The 14,969-nt window shown below is 62.2% G+C and carries 15 protein-coding genes and 2 pseudogenes; 9 read left to right on the top strand and 8 right to left on the bottom strand.

Annotated features, from left to right (window positions below):
* The first annotated feature begins 8 nt into the window (after positions 1-8).
* The 3 genes and pseudogenes from QTA58_RS20710 (at position 9) to QTA58_RS20720 (ending at position 2,637) form a co-directional block, all read left to right on the top strand.
* A complete protein-coding gene (locus tag QTA58_RS20710; RefSeq protein ID WP_289670582.1) occupies positions 9-791 on the top strand; it encodes a TatD family hydrolase in 783 nt (260 codons plus the stop codon).
* Between the two features lie 3 nt (positions 792-794).
* Positions 795-1,061, top strand: a pseudogene (locus tag QTA58_RS20715) (MBL fold metallo-hydrolase); the annotation flags it as partial.
* 148 nt (positions 1,062-1,209) lie between these two features.
* Positions 1,210-2,637 carry an ISNCY family transposase gene (locus tag QTA58_RS20720; protein WP_289670583.1) on the top strand — a complete coding sequence of 476 codons (1,428 nt, stop codon included), beginning with the start codon at positions 1,210-1,212 and terminating at the stop codon, positions 2,635-2,637.
* A gap of 217 nt (positions 2,638-2,854) precedes the next feature.
* On the opposite strand, the pseudogene QTA58_RS20725 reads toward QTA58_RS20720, so the two are convergent.
* Both QTA58_RS20725 and QTA58_RS20730 read right to left on the bottom strand, forming a co-directional pair.
* Positions 2,855-3,193 (bottom strand): annotated as a pseudogene (locus QTA58_RS20725) (DnaJ domain-containing protein); the annotation flags it as partial.
* A 124-nt stretch (positions 3,194-3,317) separates the two neighbouring features.
* The gene (locus QTA58_RS20730) at positions 3,318-4,472 is read right to left on the bottom strand and encodes an MFS transporter (RefSeq protein WP_289670584.1); all 1,155 of its coding nucleotides are present in this window, start codon (positions 4,470-4,472) and stop codon (positions 3,318-3,320) included.
* A 282-nt stretch (positions 4,473-4,754) separates the two neighbouring features.
* Between QTA58_RS20730 and QTA58_RS20735 the strand changes: the two genes are divergently transcribed.
* Positions 4,755-5,180, top strand: a complete 426-nt coding sequence (locus tag QTA58_RS20735) for a DUF4864 domain-containing protein (RefSeq protein ID WP_085424425.1) — start codon at positions 4,755-4,757, stop codon at positions 5,178-5,180.
* A 15-nt stretch (positions 5,181-5,195) separates the two neighbouring features.
* On the opposite strand, the gene tgt is transcribed toward QTA58_RS20735, so the two are convergent.
* The 5 genes from tgt to coaD all read right to left on the bottom strand — a co-directional run bounded on the left by tgt (position 5,196) and on the right by coaD (position 9,133).
* On the bottom strand, positions 5,196-6,326 hold the full coding sequence (gene tgt, locus QTA58_RS20740) for a tRNA guanosine(34) transglycosylase Tgt (RefSeq protein WP_289670585.1): 1,131 nt from the start codon (positions 6,324-6,326) through the stop codon (positions 5,196-5,198).
* Positions 6,323-7,408: a tRNA preQ1(34) S-adenosylmethionine ribosyltransferase-isomerase QueA gene (gene queA / locus QTA58_RS20745; RefSeq protein WP_289670586.1), complete on the bottom strand. Its 1,086-nt coding sequence runs from the start codon at positions 7,406-7,408 to the stop codon at positions 6,323-6,325. Before queA ends, tgt begins: the two co-directional genes overlap by 4 nt.
* 71 nt (positions 7,409-7,479) lie before the next feature.
* Positions 7,480-7,989 (bottom strand): peptidylprolyl isomerase, encoded by a 510-nt coding sequence (locus QTA58_RS20750; protein ID WP_085424422.1) that lies wholly within the window; start codon positions 7,987-7,989, stop codon positions 7,480-7,482.
* Positions 7,990-8,043: 54 nt separating this feature from the next.
* A complete protein-coding gene (locus tag QTA58_RS20755) occupies positions 8,044-8,613 on the bottom strand; it encodes a peptidylprolyl isomerase (protein WP_085424421.1) in 570 nt (189 codons plus the stop codon).
* Between the two features lie 25 nt (positions 8,614-8,638).
* Entirely contained in the window at positions 8,639-9,133 is a 495-nt protein-coding gene (gene coaD / locus QTA58_RS20760) for a pantetheine-phosphate adenylyltransferase (RefSeq protein WP_085424420.1), read from the bottom strand.
* Positions 9,134-9,222: 89 nt separating this feature from the next.
* Here coaD and QTA58_RS20765 point away from each other — a divergent pair, with 89 nt between their 5' ends.
* From QTA58_RS20765 to QTA58_RS20775, 3 genes are all read left to right on the top strand, one after another.
* Positions 9,223-9,408, top strand: a complete 186-nt coding sequence (locus QTA58_RS20765) for a hypothetical protein (RefSeq protein WP_143531768.1) — start codon at positions 9,223-9,225, stop codon at positions 9,406-9,408.
* 160 nt (positions 9,409-9,568) lie between these two features.
* Complete coding sequence (locus tag QTA58_RS20770) at positions 9,569-9,724, top strand: hypothetical protein (RefSeq protein WP_159457700.1); 156 nt, start codon at positions 9,569-9,571, stop codon at positions 9,722-9,724.
* Positions 9,725-9,745: 21 nt separating this feature from the next.
* A complete protein-coding gene (locus QTA58_RS20775; RefSeq protein ID WP_289670588.1) occupies positions 9,746-9,895 on the top strand; it encodes a hypothetical protein in 150 nt (49 codons plus the stop codon).
* 116 nt (positions 9,896-10,011) lie between these two features.
* On the opposite strand, the gene gyrA is transcribed toward QTA58_RS20775, so the two are convergent.
* The gene (gyrA, locus tag QTA58_RS20780; protein WP_289670589.1) at positions 10,012-12,849 is read right to left on the bottom strand and encodes a DNA gyrase subunit A; all 2,838 of its coding nucleotides are present in this window, start codon (positions 12,847-12,849) and stop codon (positions 10,012-10,014) included.
* Between the two features lie 228 nt (positions 12,850-13,077).
* On the opposite strand from gyrA, the gene QTA58_RS20785 reads away from it, so the two are divergent.
* Positions 13,078-13,707, top strand: coding sequence for a MarC family protein (locus tag QTA58_RS20785; RefSeq protein WP_085424417.1), 630 nt, complete (start codon positions 13,078-13,080; stop codon positions 13,705-13,707).
* Between the two features lie 79 nt (positions 13,708-13,786).
* A complete protein-coding gene (locus QTA58_RS20790) occupies positions 13,787-14,932 on the top strand; it encodes an HPP family protein (protein WP_085425104.1) in 1,146 nt (381 codons plus the stop codon).
* Positions 14,933-14,969: the final 37 nt, after the last annotated feature.

The following is a 14,969-nucleotide window of genomic DNA, read 5'->3' on the forward strand; positions in this document are numbered from 1 at the left end:
GCTTTTTCATGCTGATCGATACCCATTGCCATCTGGATTTTGCCGATTTCGCAGACGAGCGCGACGCGATCATCACGCGTGCCCACGAGGCCGGCGTGACGCAGATGGTGACCATTTCGACCCGGGTGCGCAAACTCGACGGCCTTCTGGCGATCACCGAGAAATATCCGTCGGTTTTCTGCTCCGTCGGCACGCATCCGAACAATGCCGGCGACGAGCTGGACGTCCAGACGGAAGACTTGGTGCGTCTTGCCAACCGGCATGAAAAGATCGTCGCGATCGGCGAAGCCGGGCTCGACTATTTCTACGATACGCAAACGCCGGCCGACCAGAAGACCGGGTTCGTCCGTCATATAGCAGCGGCGCGCGAGACCCAATTGCCGCTCGTCATCCACAGCCGCAGTGCCGACGAGGACATGATCGAGATCCTCACCACGGAAAGCGGGAAGGGGGCCTTCCCCTTCATTCTGCACTGCTTTTCGTCCGGTCCCGAGCTTGCCCGTACCGGCGTCGAGCTCGGCGGCTATATCTCCTTCTCCGGCATTCTGACCTTTCCGAAATCCGAGGATCTGCGGGACATAGCCAAAACCGTGCCCATGGATCGGCTGCTGGTCGAGACCGATGCGCCGTATCTGGCGCCGAAGCGCTGGCGCGGCAAGCGCAACGAGCCTTCGTACGTGGTCAATACGGCCGAGGTGCTCGCCGAATGCAAGGGCGTGGCTTATGAAGAGATCGCCCGGATCACCACGGAGAATGCGTTTCGCATCTTCTCCAGAATGCCGAGGCTTTGAGCGGTGGCGCGGTATCGGCGGCGCTTTACCATTCTTGGCTGCTCGTCGTCGCCCGGCGTGCCGCGACCGAACGGCGATTGGGGTGCCTGCGATCCGGGCAATCCGAAAAATTACCGGACCCGCGCGGCTTTCATGGTCGAGCAAATCGGGCCTGATGGCGGCAGCACGGTGGTCGTGGTCGATACCGGACCGGATTTCCGCCAGCAGATGGTCGCCGCCAACGTGCAGCGGGTCGATGCGGTGCTTTATACCCATGCGCATGCGCTGTATTGATCCATCGGCATTTTAGAGATGCGACATATGAGCCAGTTAGAGATGCGACAGTCGTCGCCTCTCGGGATGCTGGTCAAACGTCAACGTTTGGAAGGAAGACTGGCGACGTGAAGCGTGGTTGAGACCGTGAGCGTTCGGAGTCGTCATGTCTTGTTTGATCACCATGTCGCAGAAGGAATTGCATCGTCTTGAACTGATCCAGCGGATACGCGGGCGCAGCCTGAGCGTCGTCGAGGCGGCCGCGTTGCTCGGTCTCAGCCGCAGTCAGGTCCACCGGCTGTTGCAGGCCTATGACCTGGCCGGCGCCGATGGTCTCGTCTCGAAGAAGCGCGGCCGTCCGAGCAACCGGCGTCACAGCGAGGATTTCCGCAACCTGGTGCTCGACCTGGTGCGTGAGCATTACCTGGATTTCGGACCAACCCTGGCCGCCGAGAAGCTGCTCGAACGCCACCGGATTGCCGTCAGCAAGGAGACGCTGCGGCAGTGGATGATGGAAGCCGGCATCTGGGTGTCGCGCCGCGAACGCAAGAAGCGGGTTTTCCAGCCGCGCGGCCGGCGCGATTGCTTCGGCGAACTCGTCCAGATCGACGGCTCGCATCATTGGTGGTTCGAGAACCGCGGTCCCAAATGTGCCCTGCTCGTCTATATCGACGATGCCACCGGCAAGCTCTTGCACTTACGCTTTGCAGCCTCGGAGAACACCTTCGACTATCTGCACGCGACGAAGGCCTACTTGCAGCAATGGGGCAAGCCGATTGCCTTCTACAGCGACAAGCATGGCATCTTCCGCACCACCCATGCTTCCAAGAAGGACAGAACCAGCGGCCTGACGCAGTTCGGCCGGGCTCTTTATGAGCTCAACATCGACATCATCTGCGCCAATACCCCGCAGGCCAAGGGCCGCGTCGAGCGCGCCAACCAGACGCTGCAGGATCGCCTCGTCAAGGAACTGCGGCTGCGCGGCATCGACACGATCGCGGCGGCAAATGCCTATGCGCCGGAGTTCATGGCCGACTTCAATCGTCGTTTTGGCAAGGCGCCGCGCAATCCGAAGGACATGCATCGGCCGTTTGCCGCGCATGAGAACCTCGATGGCGCCATGTGCCGCAAGGAGATCCGCAAGCTGTCGCAGTCGCTGACGCTGCGCTATGACAAGGTGATGTTCATCCTCGATCCGACCGACCTCGCCACGGCGCTCGCCGGCAAGAAGGTCATTGTCTGCGACTATCCCGACGGCCGCCTCGAGATCACCCATGAGGGGACGTCCCTGCCCTACAGAACCTTCGACACGCTGCGCTCGGTGCATCGCCCTGAGGTGGTCGATAACAAACGGCTGGATGACATGCTTTCGATCGTGGCTGAGCTGCAGGCGGGGCGCCAACAGCAGCGCAGTAAGGGCGGGCCGCGCCGCACCGGCCAGACGGACCATATGTTCGGCATTCGCGACGGCAGCCAGAGCAATGGCTACCAGAAGCGCGGCACGAAGCCTGGCCGCAAGACGGACTTTACCAAGGATCCCGTGGTCATCGCCCGACGCCAGCAAGCCCTTGCGCAGCTGAAAGCGGCGGAGTGATCGGGGTGTCAAAGCTAAAGTTTATCTTGCAGCTAGAGCCATCCGCCGCCGACCGGGCTACGCAATCCTGACCAGCTCCACCCGGCCGGCGGCTTGCGTCTTCGTACTTTGTAAATATAGCAACTTGCAAACACAGTAATAAGGAATAGGATGACGTCGCATTTCTAAGTTGCCTACTTTGTCACATCTTTAAATAGCTTTGACAGAAGCGGGCGTTGACGATCCTGTCGGTGAGCTTGCGGCGTATGGCGGCAACCGGGTCGAAACTGCCCGGTTCCCGCTCGTCGAGAATGACCTCGTTGACCAGCGTTTCGAGGATCACCAGACCTTGCAGATCCTTGGGATCGGCGAGTTCCGGATCATAGCCGGTATCGTCATAGACCTTGCGGCGCACGGGATCGGAGAGCAGCTCATAGGACGTCTTCAGCTTGCCGAACAGGTCGACGTCGCCGCCGGCGTCCGGATGGGCCGTCTTCGCGCGCCTGCGATAGGCCGACTTGATGGCTGCGCCATCCGCCTCGCGGGAAACACCAAGCATCTCATAAGGGTCGATCACAGTGTCACCTGTTTTCGGCAAGTCAGTTTCATTGTCGTAACGGCTATGGCCCGCGGGCTCAACCCATTATGCATTCTTATGGCCAATTAGGGGCAGACCGCACCCCTGCCCGATTTCCCCACAGCTAACCACGGCGGGAAAACAGAGAAAGGCGCCGACCTTCCGCCACCGGGGCCATCAGGAAGCTGACCAGCACGCAAGGCAGCAGGACCAGAAAGGTCGCGACAAGACTGACATGCTCCGCGATGAAACCGAGCAGCGGCGGAATGCCGATGGTGGAAAGCATCAGGGTCAGCGCCAGCGCCGCAAGGTTTTCCGACGGCTGCCCTTTGCCGAGCGTGATCGTCGTCGAGACGGCCAGCGGGAAAGCGAGCGCCACGCCGCATCCGATCAGGAAAAGCGCGAGGCCGGCGAGCATCAGCCCGGGCGTCGTCACGAGAAGCACGATGCCGGCGGCGACCGAAACGGCCGAGGCGCGCACCAGGACCACCGGCCCGAAACTGTCGCGCAGCATGTCGCCGGAAAGCCGGGTCAGCCCCATGCCGACCGTGAAAACGGCATAGAGCACACCGGCGATCGCCGGATCGGCCTCAAGTTCCTCGCGCAGGAAGAAGATGCCCCAGTCGTAGATCGCGCCCTCGACGATACACAGGCCGAAGACCATGACGCAGATCAGGATGATCGTGCGGTCCGGAAGGACATAGGCCGGACGCTTGCGATCCGGTTGCGGTTCCGGCGCGACGTCCTTCGGCGTCATCCAGAACACGAGCAGGCAGGCAGCGATGACGAAACCGGCTGCCATGACCTGCTGGGAAAAGGACGCGACCGCCCTCTCCGCCAGGAAACCGGAACATAGCGATCCAACCAGAAGACCTACCGACCAGAAGCCGTGACTGCGGGCGAGAACCTTCGTACCCGTGCGCTGCTCGATGCCGGCGGAGATCATGTTGGCGGCAACGTCGAAGATCGTCCGGAAAAAGCCGAAGAGGAAGAAGCAGACGGCGAAGCCGCCGACCGGAAGAACGGTCAGGGCCGGGCTCAGCGCCGCGCAGACCGGCAGCGTGACCAATGCCGTCAGCCGCGGCGTGAACCGGTCGGTAATCCTTCCGGCGAGCGGCAGGGCGACAAACGTGCCGACGGGCGCACTCAGGAGCGCGAGACCGAGAGCCGCTTTGTCTATGCCCATGGAGGCCTGGATGGCCGGCAGGCGCGTGAACAGCGAAACGAACAGGATGGCATTGCTGAAATAAAGCAAGGCCGGCGGCAGAAGGGTTTTCATCGAAATGGCAGTCCGGGCGAATCAAGGCTCCCGGCTGCATTCCTGCCAGCGCGAGGCGTCACGGGCAAGCGATGATAACGGGACCCTGCCCTGCGCCGCCGCAGGAGGAAAATTCACGGAAAAGTGCATGTTTCGGCCTCTCAGCGACCCACACGTCATCATCCTGTAATCATTCAGATTTGCTGTCCATGTAAACGGCATCGCCGGAAAATTCGCATCGAGCCATCTTCTCCTTTGCCGGAAAGGCGCTAGCCTCTTCGTGCCCGCTCCTGGAGAACCCCGATGCCCGTTCGATTTCCTTATGTCGTTCTGAGTTTCGTTCTCTTTTCCTTCGCCGCTGCAAAGGCCGAAGATCCGGTCGCAGAGGCCCAGGCCGTCATTTCCGGCCAGATCGCCGCGTTGCTGCGCAACGATGCGGAAAAGGCCTATTCCTTCGCCTCGCCAAGCATCCGCAGCCTTTATCCGAGCAAGGATCAGTTTCTGGACATGGTGCGCAAGAGCTACGAGCCGGTCTATCACGCCGGCAACTACGCCTTCGGCCGTTCGAAACTGATCGGCGGCGGCGAACTGGTGCTGCAGGAAGTGATGATCAGCGCCCGCGAAGGCAAGGACTGGACCGCCATCTACCAGATGCGGCTGATGGATGACGGAAGCTACAAGGTCGACGGTGTCCGGATGATCCGCAACACCGCCAGCACCGGCATCTAGTTACCACCGCTGCCCTCAGACCGGGTCGATGTCGCCCTTGGCCCACATTTCCTGGGTCTCGGCGTAGAAATCCGCAAAACGGCCCTCGGCGATCGCCTGGCGGATGCCCTTCATCAGGTCCTGGTAATAGTGCAGATTGTTCCAGGAGAGCAGCATGCCGCCGAGCGCCTCGTCCGAGCGGACGAGGTGATGCAGATAGGCGCGCGAGTAATCCCGCGCCGCCGGGCATGCAGATTCTTCGTCGAGCGGCCGTAAATCCTCCGCATGGCGGGCATTGCGGATGTTGACCTTGCCGCGGCGGGTGAAGGCCAGACCATGGCGGCCGGAGCGGGTCGGCATGACGCAGTCGAACATGTCTATCCCGCGGGCGACCGATTTCAGGATATCGTCCGGGGTGCCGACGCCCATCAGGTAGCGCGGCTTTTCGGACGGCAGGACCGGGAGCGTGGTTTCCAGCATCTGCAACATCACCTCCTGCGGCTCGCCGACGGCGAGGCCACCGACCGCATAGCCTTTGAGGTCGAGTTCCCTCAGGCCTTCGGCGGAACGGATGCGCAGGTCCGGCTGGTCGCCCCCCTGGACGATGCCGAACATCGCCTTGCCGGGCTGATCCCCGAAAGCGATCTTGCATCGCTCGGCCCAACGCAGGGACAATTCCATGGCGCGCTCGATTTCCTTGGGCTCGGCGGGAAGCGCCACGCATTCGTCGAGCTGCATCTGGATATCGGAGCCGAGCAGCCCCTGGATTTCGATCGAGCGTTCCGGCGACATGTGGTGCAGGCTGCCGTCCACATGGCTCTTGAAGGTGACGCCCTTCTCGTCGAGCTTGCGCAGACCCGAGAGCGACATGACCTGGAAGCCCCCGCTATCGGTGAGGATCGGATGCGGCCAGCGGATGAGGTTGTGAAGCCCGCCGAGGCGCGCGACGCGTTCCGCCCCGGGACGAAGCATCAGGTGATAGGTGTTGCCGAGAATGATGTCGGCGCCGGTATCGCGCACCTGGTCGAGATACATCGCCTTGACGGTGCCGACCGTGCCGACCGGCATGAAGGCGGGCGTGCGGATCGTTCCGCGCGGCATGGTGACCTCGCCAAGGCGCGCGCCGCCGTCGGTCTTCTTGAGATTGAACTGGAAGGTTTCGGTCATTTGTCGGTCCGGAAAAGGAGACTGGAATCTCCGTAGGAATAGAAGCGGTAGCCGGCTTCGATCGCGTGGGCGTAAGCCGAGCGCATCGTCTCAAGCCCTGCAAAGGCCGAAACGAGCATGAACAGCGTCGAGCGCGGCAGATGGAAATTGGTCATCAGCATGTCCACCGCCTTGAAGCGGTAGCCGGGCGTGATGAAGATGCCGGTGGCGCCGCTCCAGGGTTTTATCGTTCCGTCCTCGGCGGCAGCGCTTTCGACCAGCCGCAGCGAGGTCGTGCCGACCGAAACGATGCGCCCGCCCCTCCGCTTCACGGCATTCAGCCGTGCGGCCGTCTCGGCGCTGACATAGCCGATCTCCTGATGCATCTTGTGATCTTCGGTGTCGTCGGCCTTCACCGGCAGGAAGGTGCCTGCTCCGACATGCAGCGTGACGAAATGCCGTTCGATGCCGGCTGCGTCGAGCGCAGCGAACAGTTCCGGCGTGAAATGCAGCCCGGCCGTCGGGGCCGCGACGGCGCCCTCCTCGCGCGCATAGATGGTCTGGTAATCCTTGCGGTCTTGGTCGTCTTCCGGGCGTTTGGCGGCAATATAGGGCGGCAGCGGGATATGGCCGACCGCCATGATCGCCTCGTCGAGCGCCGGGCCGGACAGGTCGAAGCGCAGCGTCACCTCGCCGCCCTCGCCTTTCTCCTCGACGGTCGCGGCAAGCGAGCCGAGGAGGCAGGCGTTTCCGCCGTGGCCGAACTCGATGCGGTCGCCGATCTTGATGCGTTTTCCCGGCCTGGCGAAGGCTTTCCAGATATCCGGCGCGGTGCGCATGTGGAGCGTCGCGGAGACCTGCTGGCCGCCCGCCCCTTCCCGGTGGCGGATTCCTTCGAGCTGGGCGGGAATGACCTTGGTATCGTTGAAGACCAGAGCATCGCCCGATTTCAGAAAGCCGGGCAGTTCCGACACGCGATGATCGGAAAGAACAGGCTCCCCATCCGGACGGACGACAAGCAGCCGGGCGCTGTCGCGCGGGCTTGCGGGCCTCAGCGCAATGCTTTCCTCCGGCAGATCGAAATCGAACAGATCGACGCGCATTCGGGCTTGAACTTCCAGAAAAGCGAAACCCGCCCCGCCGAAAGCGGAGCGGGCCATGAATTCAGATCGGGTCAGACGTCGGCTGCGACACGCAGCGAAACGATCGAGTCCGGATCCTTGACCGGCTCACCCTTCTTGATCTGGTCGATATTGTCCATGCCTTCGATGACCTGGCCCCAGACCGTGTACTGCTTGTTCAGCCACGGGGCATCCGTGAAGCAGATGAAGAACTGCGAATTGGCGGAGTTCGGGTTCTGCGAGCGGGCCATGGAGCAGGTGCCGCGCACATGCGGAACGGCGGAGAACTCGGCCTTCAGGTCCGGCTTGTCCGAACCGCCCATGCCGGCGCGGGCCGGATTGAAGCTTTCGGCGCCCTGCTTGCCGAACTTCACATCGCCCGTCTGGGCCATGAAATCGGCGATGACGCGGTGGAAAACGACGCCGTCATAGGCCTTCTCGCGGGCAAGCTCCTTGATGCGGGCGACGTGGCCCGGCGCCAGGTCCGGCAGGAGCGAGATGACGACCTTGCCCTTGCTGGTTTCCATGATGAGGGTGTTTTCCGGATCCTTGATCTCGGCCATTTGCTTCTCCTTTCGAGGCGGCGGACACGTCGTCCGACTGAGCGCCTTGGTTCATTACTTCTTGCCGACAGAGACCTTGATCATCTTGTCGGGGTTGGTCACTTCGCCGTTACCGCCCTGGCCGCGCTTGATCTTGTCGACGAACTCCATGCCCGACACGACCTTGCCGACGACCGTATATTGGCCGTTCAGGAAAGCCCCCTCATCGAACATGATGAAGAACTGCGAATTGGCGGAATTCGGATCCTGGGCGCGCGCCATGCCGACCGTGCCGCGCTCGAACGGCACTTTCGAGAATTCCGCAGGCAGGTCCGGAAGATCGGAGCCGCCCGTGCCGGCGCGGGCCGGATTGTAGTTCGGGCCGCCTTCCTTGCCGAACTGAACGTCACCGGTTTGAGCCATGAAGCCGTCGATGACGCGATGGAAGACGACGTTGTCGTAAGCGCCCTTGGCGGCGAGCGCCTCGATCTGCGCCACATGCTTCGGCGCCACGTCCGGCATGAGCTCGATCACCACCGGACCATCCTTCAGCTGAATGGTGAGCGTGTCGGCCGAAGCGATGGAGGGCAGGATCATCGAAGCGAAGACAAAAGCGCCGGCAGCGGCGAGACGAAACAGTTTCATGCGGAACTCCGGGGTTCGGAAACGATCAGCGTTTCAGCTTGTTGTTGAGGGCCTTGAGGACCGCGCCGGGCACGAAAGCGCTGACATCGCCGCCCATGGCAGCGATCTGCCGGACCAATGTGCCGGTAATGGGGCGAGTGGCGACGCCCGCCGGCAGGAAGACGGTCTGGATATCGGGCGCCATCTGCCGGTTCATGCCCGCCATCTGCATTTCATAGTCAAGATCGGTGCCATCGCGTAAGCCGCGGATCAGCAGCGTGGCACCGCTCTCGCGGGCCGCGTCGACGACAAGCCTGTCGAAGGCGACGACGGAAAGGCTGTCCGCGCGTCCGGGCAATACCTCTTCGAGCGAAGCACGGATCAAATCCGCCCTTTCCTCGAACGAGAACATCGGCGCCTTGCCGGGATGAATGCCGATCGCAACGATGAGTTCGTCGGCGACATTCAGCGCCTGCACGAGCACGTCCAGATGACCGTTCGTCATCGGATCGAAAGAGCCGGGGTAAAAAGCAGTCGTCATGCCGGGTCCGGACCTGTTGCAGCTAAAATTTTCTGCGCCTTTTGTCACGGAAGTTCCGCCGCCGCAAGGCTCCCTATTCTGAACGAGAGATGAACGGCCCGTTCAAGGGCGTTTCAGCGGCACTATGGTTTCATAGGCATCGTGGCGGGCACGAAGACCCGTCCGTATCGCGGGAGAACAACAGGAAGATGCTGGCCGTGGTGGTGATAGGCGCTGTTGCCTTGTCGCTTTTCATCGAGGTCGTGCTTTTCTTCCTCACTCCGGACGAGCCTTGAAACGGTTCGAATTCTGAACGCCAGATGAACGAAGCATTCAAGGACGCTTCAGAGCAATCCGGATAAGTCTCTCTCAAAATGCGGTGGAACCTGTTTGCGCGACGCGCGTTCAGGCAAACAAGAAGGACAGACGGAGATGATCGCGAGAAGGAAAACGATCATGCCGGACAAGATCACCATGATCAATCTGGTGTGGACGGCAATGATCGCTGTGATGCTGACGGCAACAGTAACCCTTTATCAAGATAAATCCGAGTTGACAGATCTGAATTATCCGCAGGTGACGGGTCGTTATACCGATCTTTCCTATTACTGAGGCGGATACGGACAAGAAAGGATGACCATGTTCGTGACGTTGACTGTATTGGCAAGTTTGATCAGCATCATGTTCGTGGCATCCGTGGCCTCGACGATTTCCGAGCTTCGCCGCGAGCGCGAAGACATGAAGGATTTCAGGGATTTCGCGCGCCGCCACAGCGCATTCTGACGATTTTACGGTAGCGGACCGGTTCGCAGATTCCCGTCGCGCCCGGTTCAAACAGAAGCCGGAGGACTTTCGTCCTCCGGCTTTTCAGTTCGTTGATCTGCCGAAAGAGATGCGGCTTAATCAGCCGCACCCTCGTCATTCGCTCCTTCTTCCGGAGCAGCACCCAGATCGCCGGTCTCGGCCGTGATCTCTTCCGGCAGGCCATTGCCGTTTTCCTCGTCGCCTTCCGGCTCGCTGATGCGCTCGACCGAGACGACCTTCTCGTCCTTGGCGGTGGAGAAGATCGTGACCCCCTTGGTCGCGCGGCTGGCGATGCGGATGCCGTTGACCGGTACGCGGATCAGCACGCCGCCATCGGAGACGAGCATGATCTGATCGTTCTCTTCGACCGGGAAGGCCGCCACCAGTTCGCCGATCTCCGCCGTCTTGGACGTATCGGTGGCGCGGATGCCCTTGCCGCCGCGGCCCGAGGTGCGGAAGTCGTAGGAGGACGAACGCTTTCCAAAACCCTTTTCCGAGACAGTCAGCACGAACTGTTCGCGCGCCTTCAGCTCCTCGTAGCGTTCGTCGGAGAGCTGTCCCCCTTCGGTGACTTCCTCGCCGACCAGCGAGATATCCTCCTCGTCGACGCCCGCGGCGCGCCGTTCCGCGGCCGAGCGCTTGAGATAGGCTGCACGCTCCCACGGCTCCGCATCCACATGGCCGACGATGGTCATGGAGATGATGCGGTCGCCCTCGCCGAGCGTGATGCCGCGCACACCGATCGAATTGCGGCCGGCGAAAACGCGGACGTCATCGACAGGGAAACGGATGCACTGGCCGAGCGCCGTCGTCAGAAGCACGTCGTCGCCCGGCTCGCTGAGGTCGAGGTTCGGCCCCTTGCAGGTCTCGACGGAGAGGATCTCGTCGCCCTCCTCCTCAAGCTTCATGGCGATCTTGCCGTTGCGGTTCACCTGCACGAAGTCCGACAGCTTGTTGCGGCGGACGGTGCCGCGCGTCGTCGAGAACATGACGTCCAGGTTATCCCAGGTCGCTTCGTCCTCAGGCAGCGGCATGATCGTGGTGATGCGCTCGCCGGCTTCCAGCGGCAGCATGTTGATCAACGCCTTGCCGCGCGATTGCGGCGTGCCGATCGGCAGGCGCCAGACCTTCTCCTTGTAGACGATGCCGCGCGAGGAGAAGAACAGCACCGGCGTGTGGGTGTTGGCCACGAACAGGCGCGTGACGAAATCCTCGTCGCGCGTGGCCATGCCGGACCGCCCCTTGCCGCCGCGGCGCTGGGCCCGGTAGGTGCCGAGCGGGACGCGCTTGATATAGCCGAGATGCGATACGGTGACGACCATGTCCTCGCGGGCGATAAGATCCTCGTCGTCCATATCCGGACCGCCTTCGAGGATTTCCGTGCGGCGCGGCGTGCCGAACTCGTCGCGTACGGCGGCAAGCTCGTCCTTGACGATCGTCAGAATGCGCAGGCGCGACGACAGGATATCGAGATAATCGCTGATCTCGGCGCCGATCTTGTTGAGCTCGTCGCCGATTTCGTCGCGGCCGAGCGCCGTCAGACGGGCAAGACGCAGTTCGAGGATCGCGCGGGCCTGCTCTTCCGACAGGTTGTAGGTGCCGTCCTCGTTGATCTTGTGGCGGGGATCGTCGATCAGGCGGATCAGCGCCTCGACATCCTGAGCCGGCCAACGACGGGTCATCAACTGTTCGCGCGCCGTCTGCGGATCGGGCGCGCGACGGATCAGCAGGATGATCTCGTCGATGTTCGCAACCGCGATCGCCAGCCCCACCAGGACGTGAGCGCGCTCGCGCGCCTTGCGCAGCAGGTATTTCGTGCGCCGGCTCACCACGTCCTCGCGGAAGGACACGAAGGCCTTCAGCATGTCGATCAGCGTGAGCTGTTCCGGCTTGCCGCCGTTCAGAGCCACGATGTTGCAGCCGAAGGAGGTCTGCAGCGGCGTATAACGGTAAAGCTGATTGAGGATCACTTCCGCATTGGCGTCGCGCTTCAGTTCGATCACGACGCGATAACCCTGGCGGTCGCTTTCGTCGCGCAGGTCGGAAATGCCCTCGATGCGCTTCTCGCGCACCAGTTCGCCAATCTTCTCGACCATCGCGGCCTTGTTCACCTGATAGGGAACCTCGGTGACGATGATCTGCTCCCGGTCGCCGCGCATCGGCTCGATGGTCGCCCGTCCCCGCATGATGATCGAGCCGCGGCCCGTCTCGTAGGCCGATCGGATGCCGGAACGTCCGAGGATCAGGGCGCCGGTCGGGAAATCCGGACCGGGGATGATCTGCATCAGCTCAGGCAGCTCGATCGCCGGGTTGTCGATCATGGCGATGCAGCCGTCGATGACCTCGGCAAGGTTGTGCGGCGGAATGTTGGTCGCCATGCCGACCGCGATGCCGCCCGCACCGTTGACGAGCAGGTTCGGAAACTTCGCCGGCAGCACGACGGGCTCGGAGAGCGTGCCGTCATAGTTGTCGCGGAAATCGACGGTTTCCTTGTCGAGATCGTCGAGCAGCGAATGGGCCGCCTTTTCAAGGCGACATTCGGTATAACGCTCGGCCGCCGGAGGGTCGCCGTCGATCGAGCCGAAATTGCCCTGGCCGTCGATCAAAGGCAGACGGAGCGACCAATCCTGCGCCATGCGGGCGAGCGCGTCGTAGATCGCCAGGTTGCCGTGAGGATGGTATTTACCCATCACGTCCCCGGTGACGCGGGCGCATTTGACGTATTTCTTGTTCCAGTCGATGCCGAGTTCCGACATGCCGTAAAGGATGCGCCGATGGACAGGCTTCAATCCGTCGCGGACGTCCGGAAGGGCGCGGCTCACGATAACGCTCATGGCATAATCGAGATAGGACCGCTGCATCTCTTCCATGATGGAAATGGGTTCGATGCCGGGAGGCAGCTTTCCGCCGCCGGGTGTGCTTTGCTCAGTCAAATCGGATCACGATCTCTGTTCGGAATCAGTTGGTTGTTTTATAGCGGAAAGCGGTTCCGAGCGCCAATTTCCACCATGGTTTTGAACAGTTTTTGCGGTGTTTTCCAGGCATCTTTGGCAGGATGACGCCTTATTTTCAAAAGCCCGTTGCGGGCTTCCCTAAACCGCGCGCCTGTCCTAACAATCTTCGCACGAGACTGCAAGAATTGCAGCTGGACGGGGGAAGATATGGCAACGCCTGACATGCTGATCAATGCGCTCACGACGATGCTCGTGACACTCGATCCGCCGGGGCTCGCCCCAGTCTTCCTCGGCCTCACCGTCGGCATGACGGCGCCTCAGCGCCGCCAGGTCGCTTTCCGCGGCTCGCTGATCGCCTTCGGCATACTGGCCGTCTTCGCGCTCTTCGGCTCGAGCGTGCTCGGGCTTCTCGGCATCTCGATCGGCGCCTTCCGCATCGCCGGCGGCATGCTGCTCTTCTGGATCTCCTTCGAAATGGTCTTCGAACGGCGCCAGGAACGGAAGGAAAAGACCTCGCAGACGGCAATCACCATCGACCATATTCACAATATCGCGGTCTTTCCGCTCGCCCTGCCGCTGATCGCCGGGCCGGGCGCGATCTCCGCCACGGTGCTGCTCGCCGGCACGTTCCCCGGCCCCGCCGACCGGGCGCTGCTGATCGGCGTCATCGCGCTGATCATGGCGCTCGTCTACGTCACCCTCCTGGTCGCCGAACGGCTCGACCGGTTCCTCGGCGTCACCGGCCGGGCCATTCTCACCCGCCTGCTCGGGGTCATTCTCGCCGCCCTCTCGGTCCAGTTCGTGGTCGACGGTGTGCGCTCGGCGTTCAATCTGTGAAAGCTGCAAGAACCGCATGACGGATCGGCGTTTTCTGCTAAAAGCCGGCGCACCGAACGGAATCAAAGGTTTTGCATCAATGCGACATATGTTGCAGCGGCTTCTGCCCGACACCATGCCCGTCAGTCCCAGGGAAAGGTTGCGTGCCGCCCTCGGCGCCCTGATAGGCATCCTGGCGACCGGACTGGCGGGGAGCCTCGCTTTGCGGGCCGATGCGTCGCTTCCGGCCCTGATCGCGCCGATGGGCGCCTCGGCCGTCCTGCTGTTCGCCGTTCCCTCGAGCCCGCTCGCGCAGCCCTGGTCGATCCTTTGCGGCAATATCGTCTCGGCTCTCGTCGGGGTCACCGTAGCGCTCGTCGTCGGCGATCCGTTCCTCGCCTCGGCCGTAGCGATCAGCGTGGCGATTGCGGCGATGATGACGTTCCGCTGCCTGCATCCGCCGAGCGGCGCGATCGCGCTCACCGCCGTGCTCGGCGGGCCGGCCATCCATGAGTTGGGTTACGGTTTCGTGCTGTGGCCGGTCGCCGGCAATTCGCTCGCTCTCGTCGTGCTGGCTCTGATCTTCAACAACCTGACCGGCCGCAGCTATCCGCACGCGGTGAGATTGTCGACCGACCACGGCACCAAGGATCCTGCCCCCCTTCAGCGCATCGGTTTCACCTCTGCGGACCTGGACGACGTGCTGAAGGAATATGACGAGTTCCTCGATATCGACCGCGACGATCTCGAAACGATCCTGCGGCGCACGGAACTGCGATCCTATCGCCGCCGCGCCGGCTATTTCGACTGCGCCAGCATCATGTCGCGCGACGTGGTGGCCGTGGCGCCCGACAACACGCTGAAGGAAGCGCACGACCTGATGCGCGCCCACCATTTCAAGGCCCTGCCGGTGACCAACGACCGCGCCGAAGTCGTCGGCATCGTCACCCAGACGGATTTTCTCGACAAGGCGCACTGGGTCAACGGGCGGCCGAGAATCGGCTTCGGCCAGCGACTGCGGCTTGTTCTATCGGGCGCGAGCGCTCCGAACGATACGGTGAAGGACATCATGACGACGCCGGTGAAAACCGTCCGCCCCAATACGCCGGTCGCCGACGCGATGATCATCTTCGCCGAGCAAGGCCTGCATTACCTGCCGGTGACGCGGGAGAACAACAAGCTGGTCGGCATCCTGTCGCAATCCGACGTGATGGTGTCCATGCTGGCCGACAAGGCAGCCGCCTGAACGCATTCGGGGAAAGCGCGAACGCTTTCCCCGAATA

Origin of the sequence: Neorhizobium sp. CSC1952, from assembly GCF_030378245.1 — a bacterium.
GTDB classification, from domain to species: Bacteria; Pseudomonadota; Alphaproteobacteria; order Rhizobiales; family Rhizobiaceae; genus Neorhizobium; species Neorhizobium oryzae_A.

Excerpts from the sequence above, each read along its gene's own strand:
- QTA58_RS20710 (WP_289670582.1), top strand. The coding sequence starts at position 9 with ATGCTGATCGATACCCATTGCCATCTGGATTTTGCCGATTTCGCAGAC.
- QTA58_RS20720 (WP_289670583.1), top strand. The coding sequence starts at position 1,210 with ATGTCTTGTTTGATCACCATGTCGCAGAAGGAATTGCATCGTCTTGAA.
- QTA58_RS20730 (WP_289670584.1), bottom strand. The coding sequence starts at position 4,472 with ATGAAAACCCTTCTGCCGCCGGCCTTGCTTTATTTCAGCAATGCCATC.
- QTA58_RS20735 (WP_085424425.1), top strand. The coding sequence starts at position 4,755 with ATGCCCGTTCGATTTCCTTATGTCGTTCTGAGTTTCGTTCTCTTTTCC.
- tgt (WP_289670585.1), bottom strand. The coding sequence starts at position 6,326 with ATGACCGAAACCTTCCAGTTCAATCTCAAGAAGACCGACGGCGGCGCG.
- queA (WP_289670586.1), bottom strand. The coding sequence starts at position 7,408 with ATGCGCGTCGATCTGTTCGATTTCGATCTGCCGGAGGAAAGCATTGCG.
- QTA58_RS20750 (WP_085424422.1), bottom strand. The coding sequence starts at position 7,989 with ATGGCCGAGATCAAGGATCCGGAAAACACCCTCATCATGGAAACCAGC.
- QTA58_RS20755 (WP_085424421.1), bottom strand. The coding sequence starts at position 8,613 with ATGAAACTGTTTCGTCTCGCCGCTGCCGGCGCTTTTGTCTTCGCTTCG.
- coaD (WP_085424420.1), bottom strand. The coding sequence starts at position 9,133 with ATGACGACTGCTTTTTACCCCGGCTCTTTCGATCCGATGACGAACGGT.
- QTA58_RS20765 (WP_143531768.1), top strand. The coding sequence starts at position 9,223 with ATGAACGGCCCGTTCAAGGGCGTTTCAGCGGCACTATGGTTTCATAGG.
- QTA58_RS20770 (WP_159457700.1), top strand. The coding sequence starts at position 9,569 with ATGCCGGACAAGATCACCATGATCAATCTGGTGTGGACGGCAATGATC.
- QTA58_RS20775 (WP_289670588.1), top strand. The coding sequence starts at position 9,746 with ATGACCATGTTCGTGACGTTGACTGTATTGGCAAGTTTGATCAGCATC.
- QTA58_RS20785 (WP_085424417.1), top strand. The coding sequence starts at position 13,078 with ATGGCAACGCCTGACATGCTGATCAATGCGCTCACGACGATGCTCGTG.
- QTA58_RS20790 (WP_085425104.1), top strand. The coding sequence starts at position 13,787 with ATGCGACATATGTTGCAGCGGCTTCTGCCCGACACCATGCCCGTCAGT.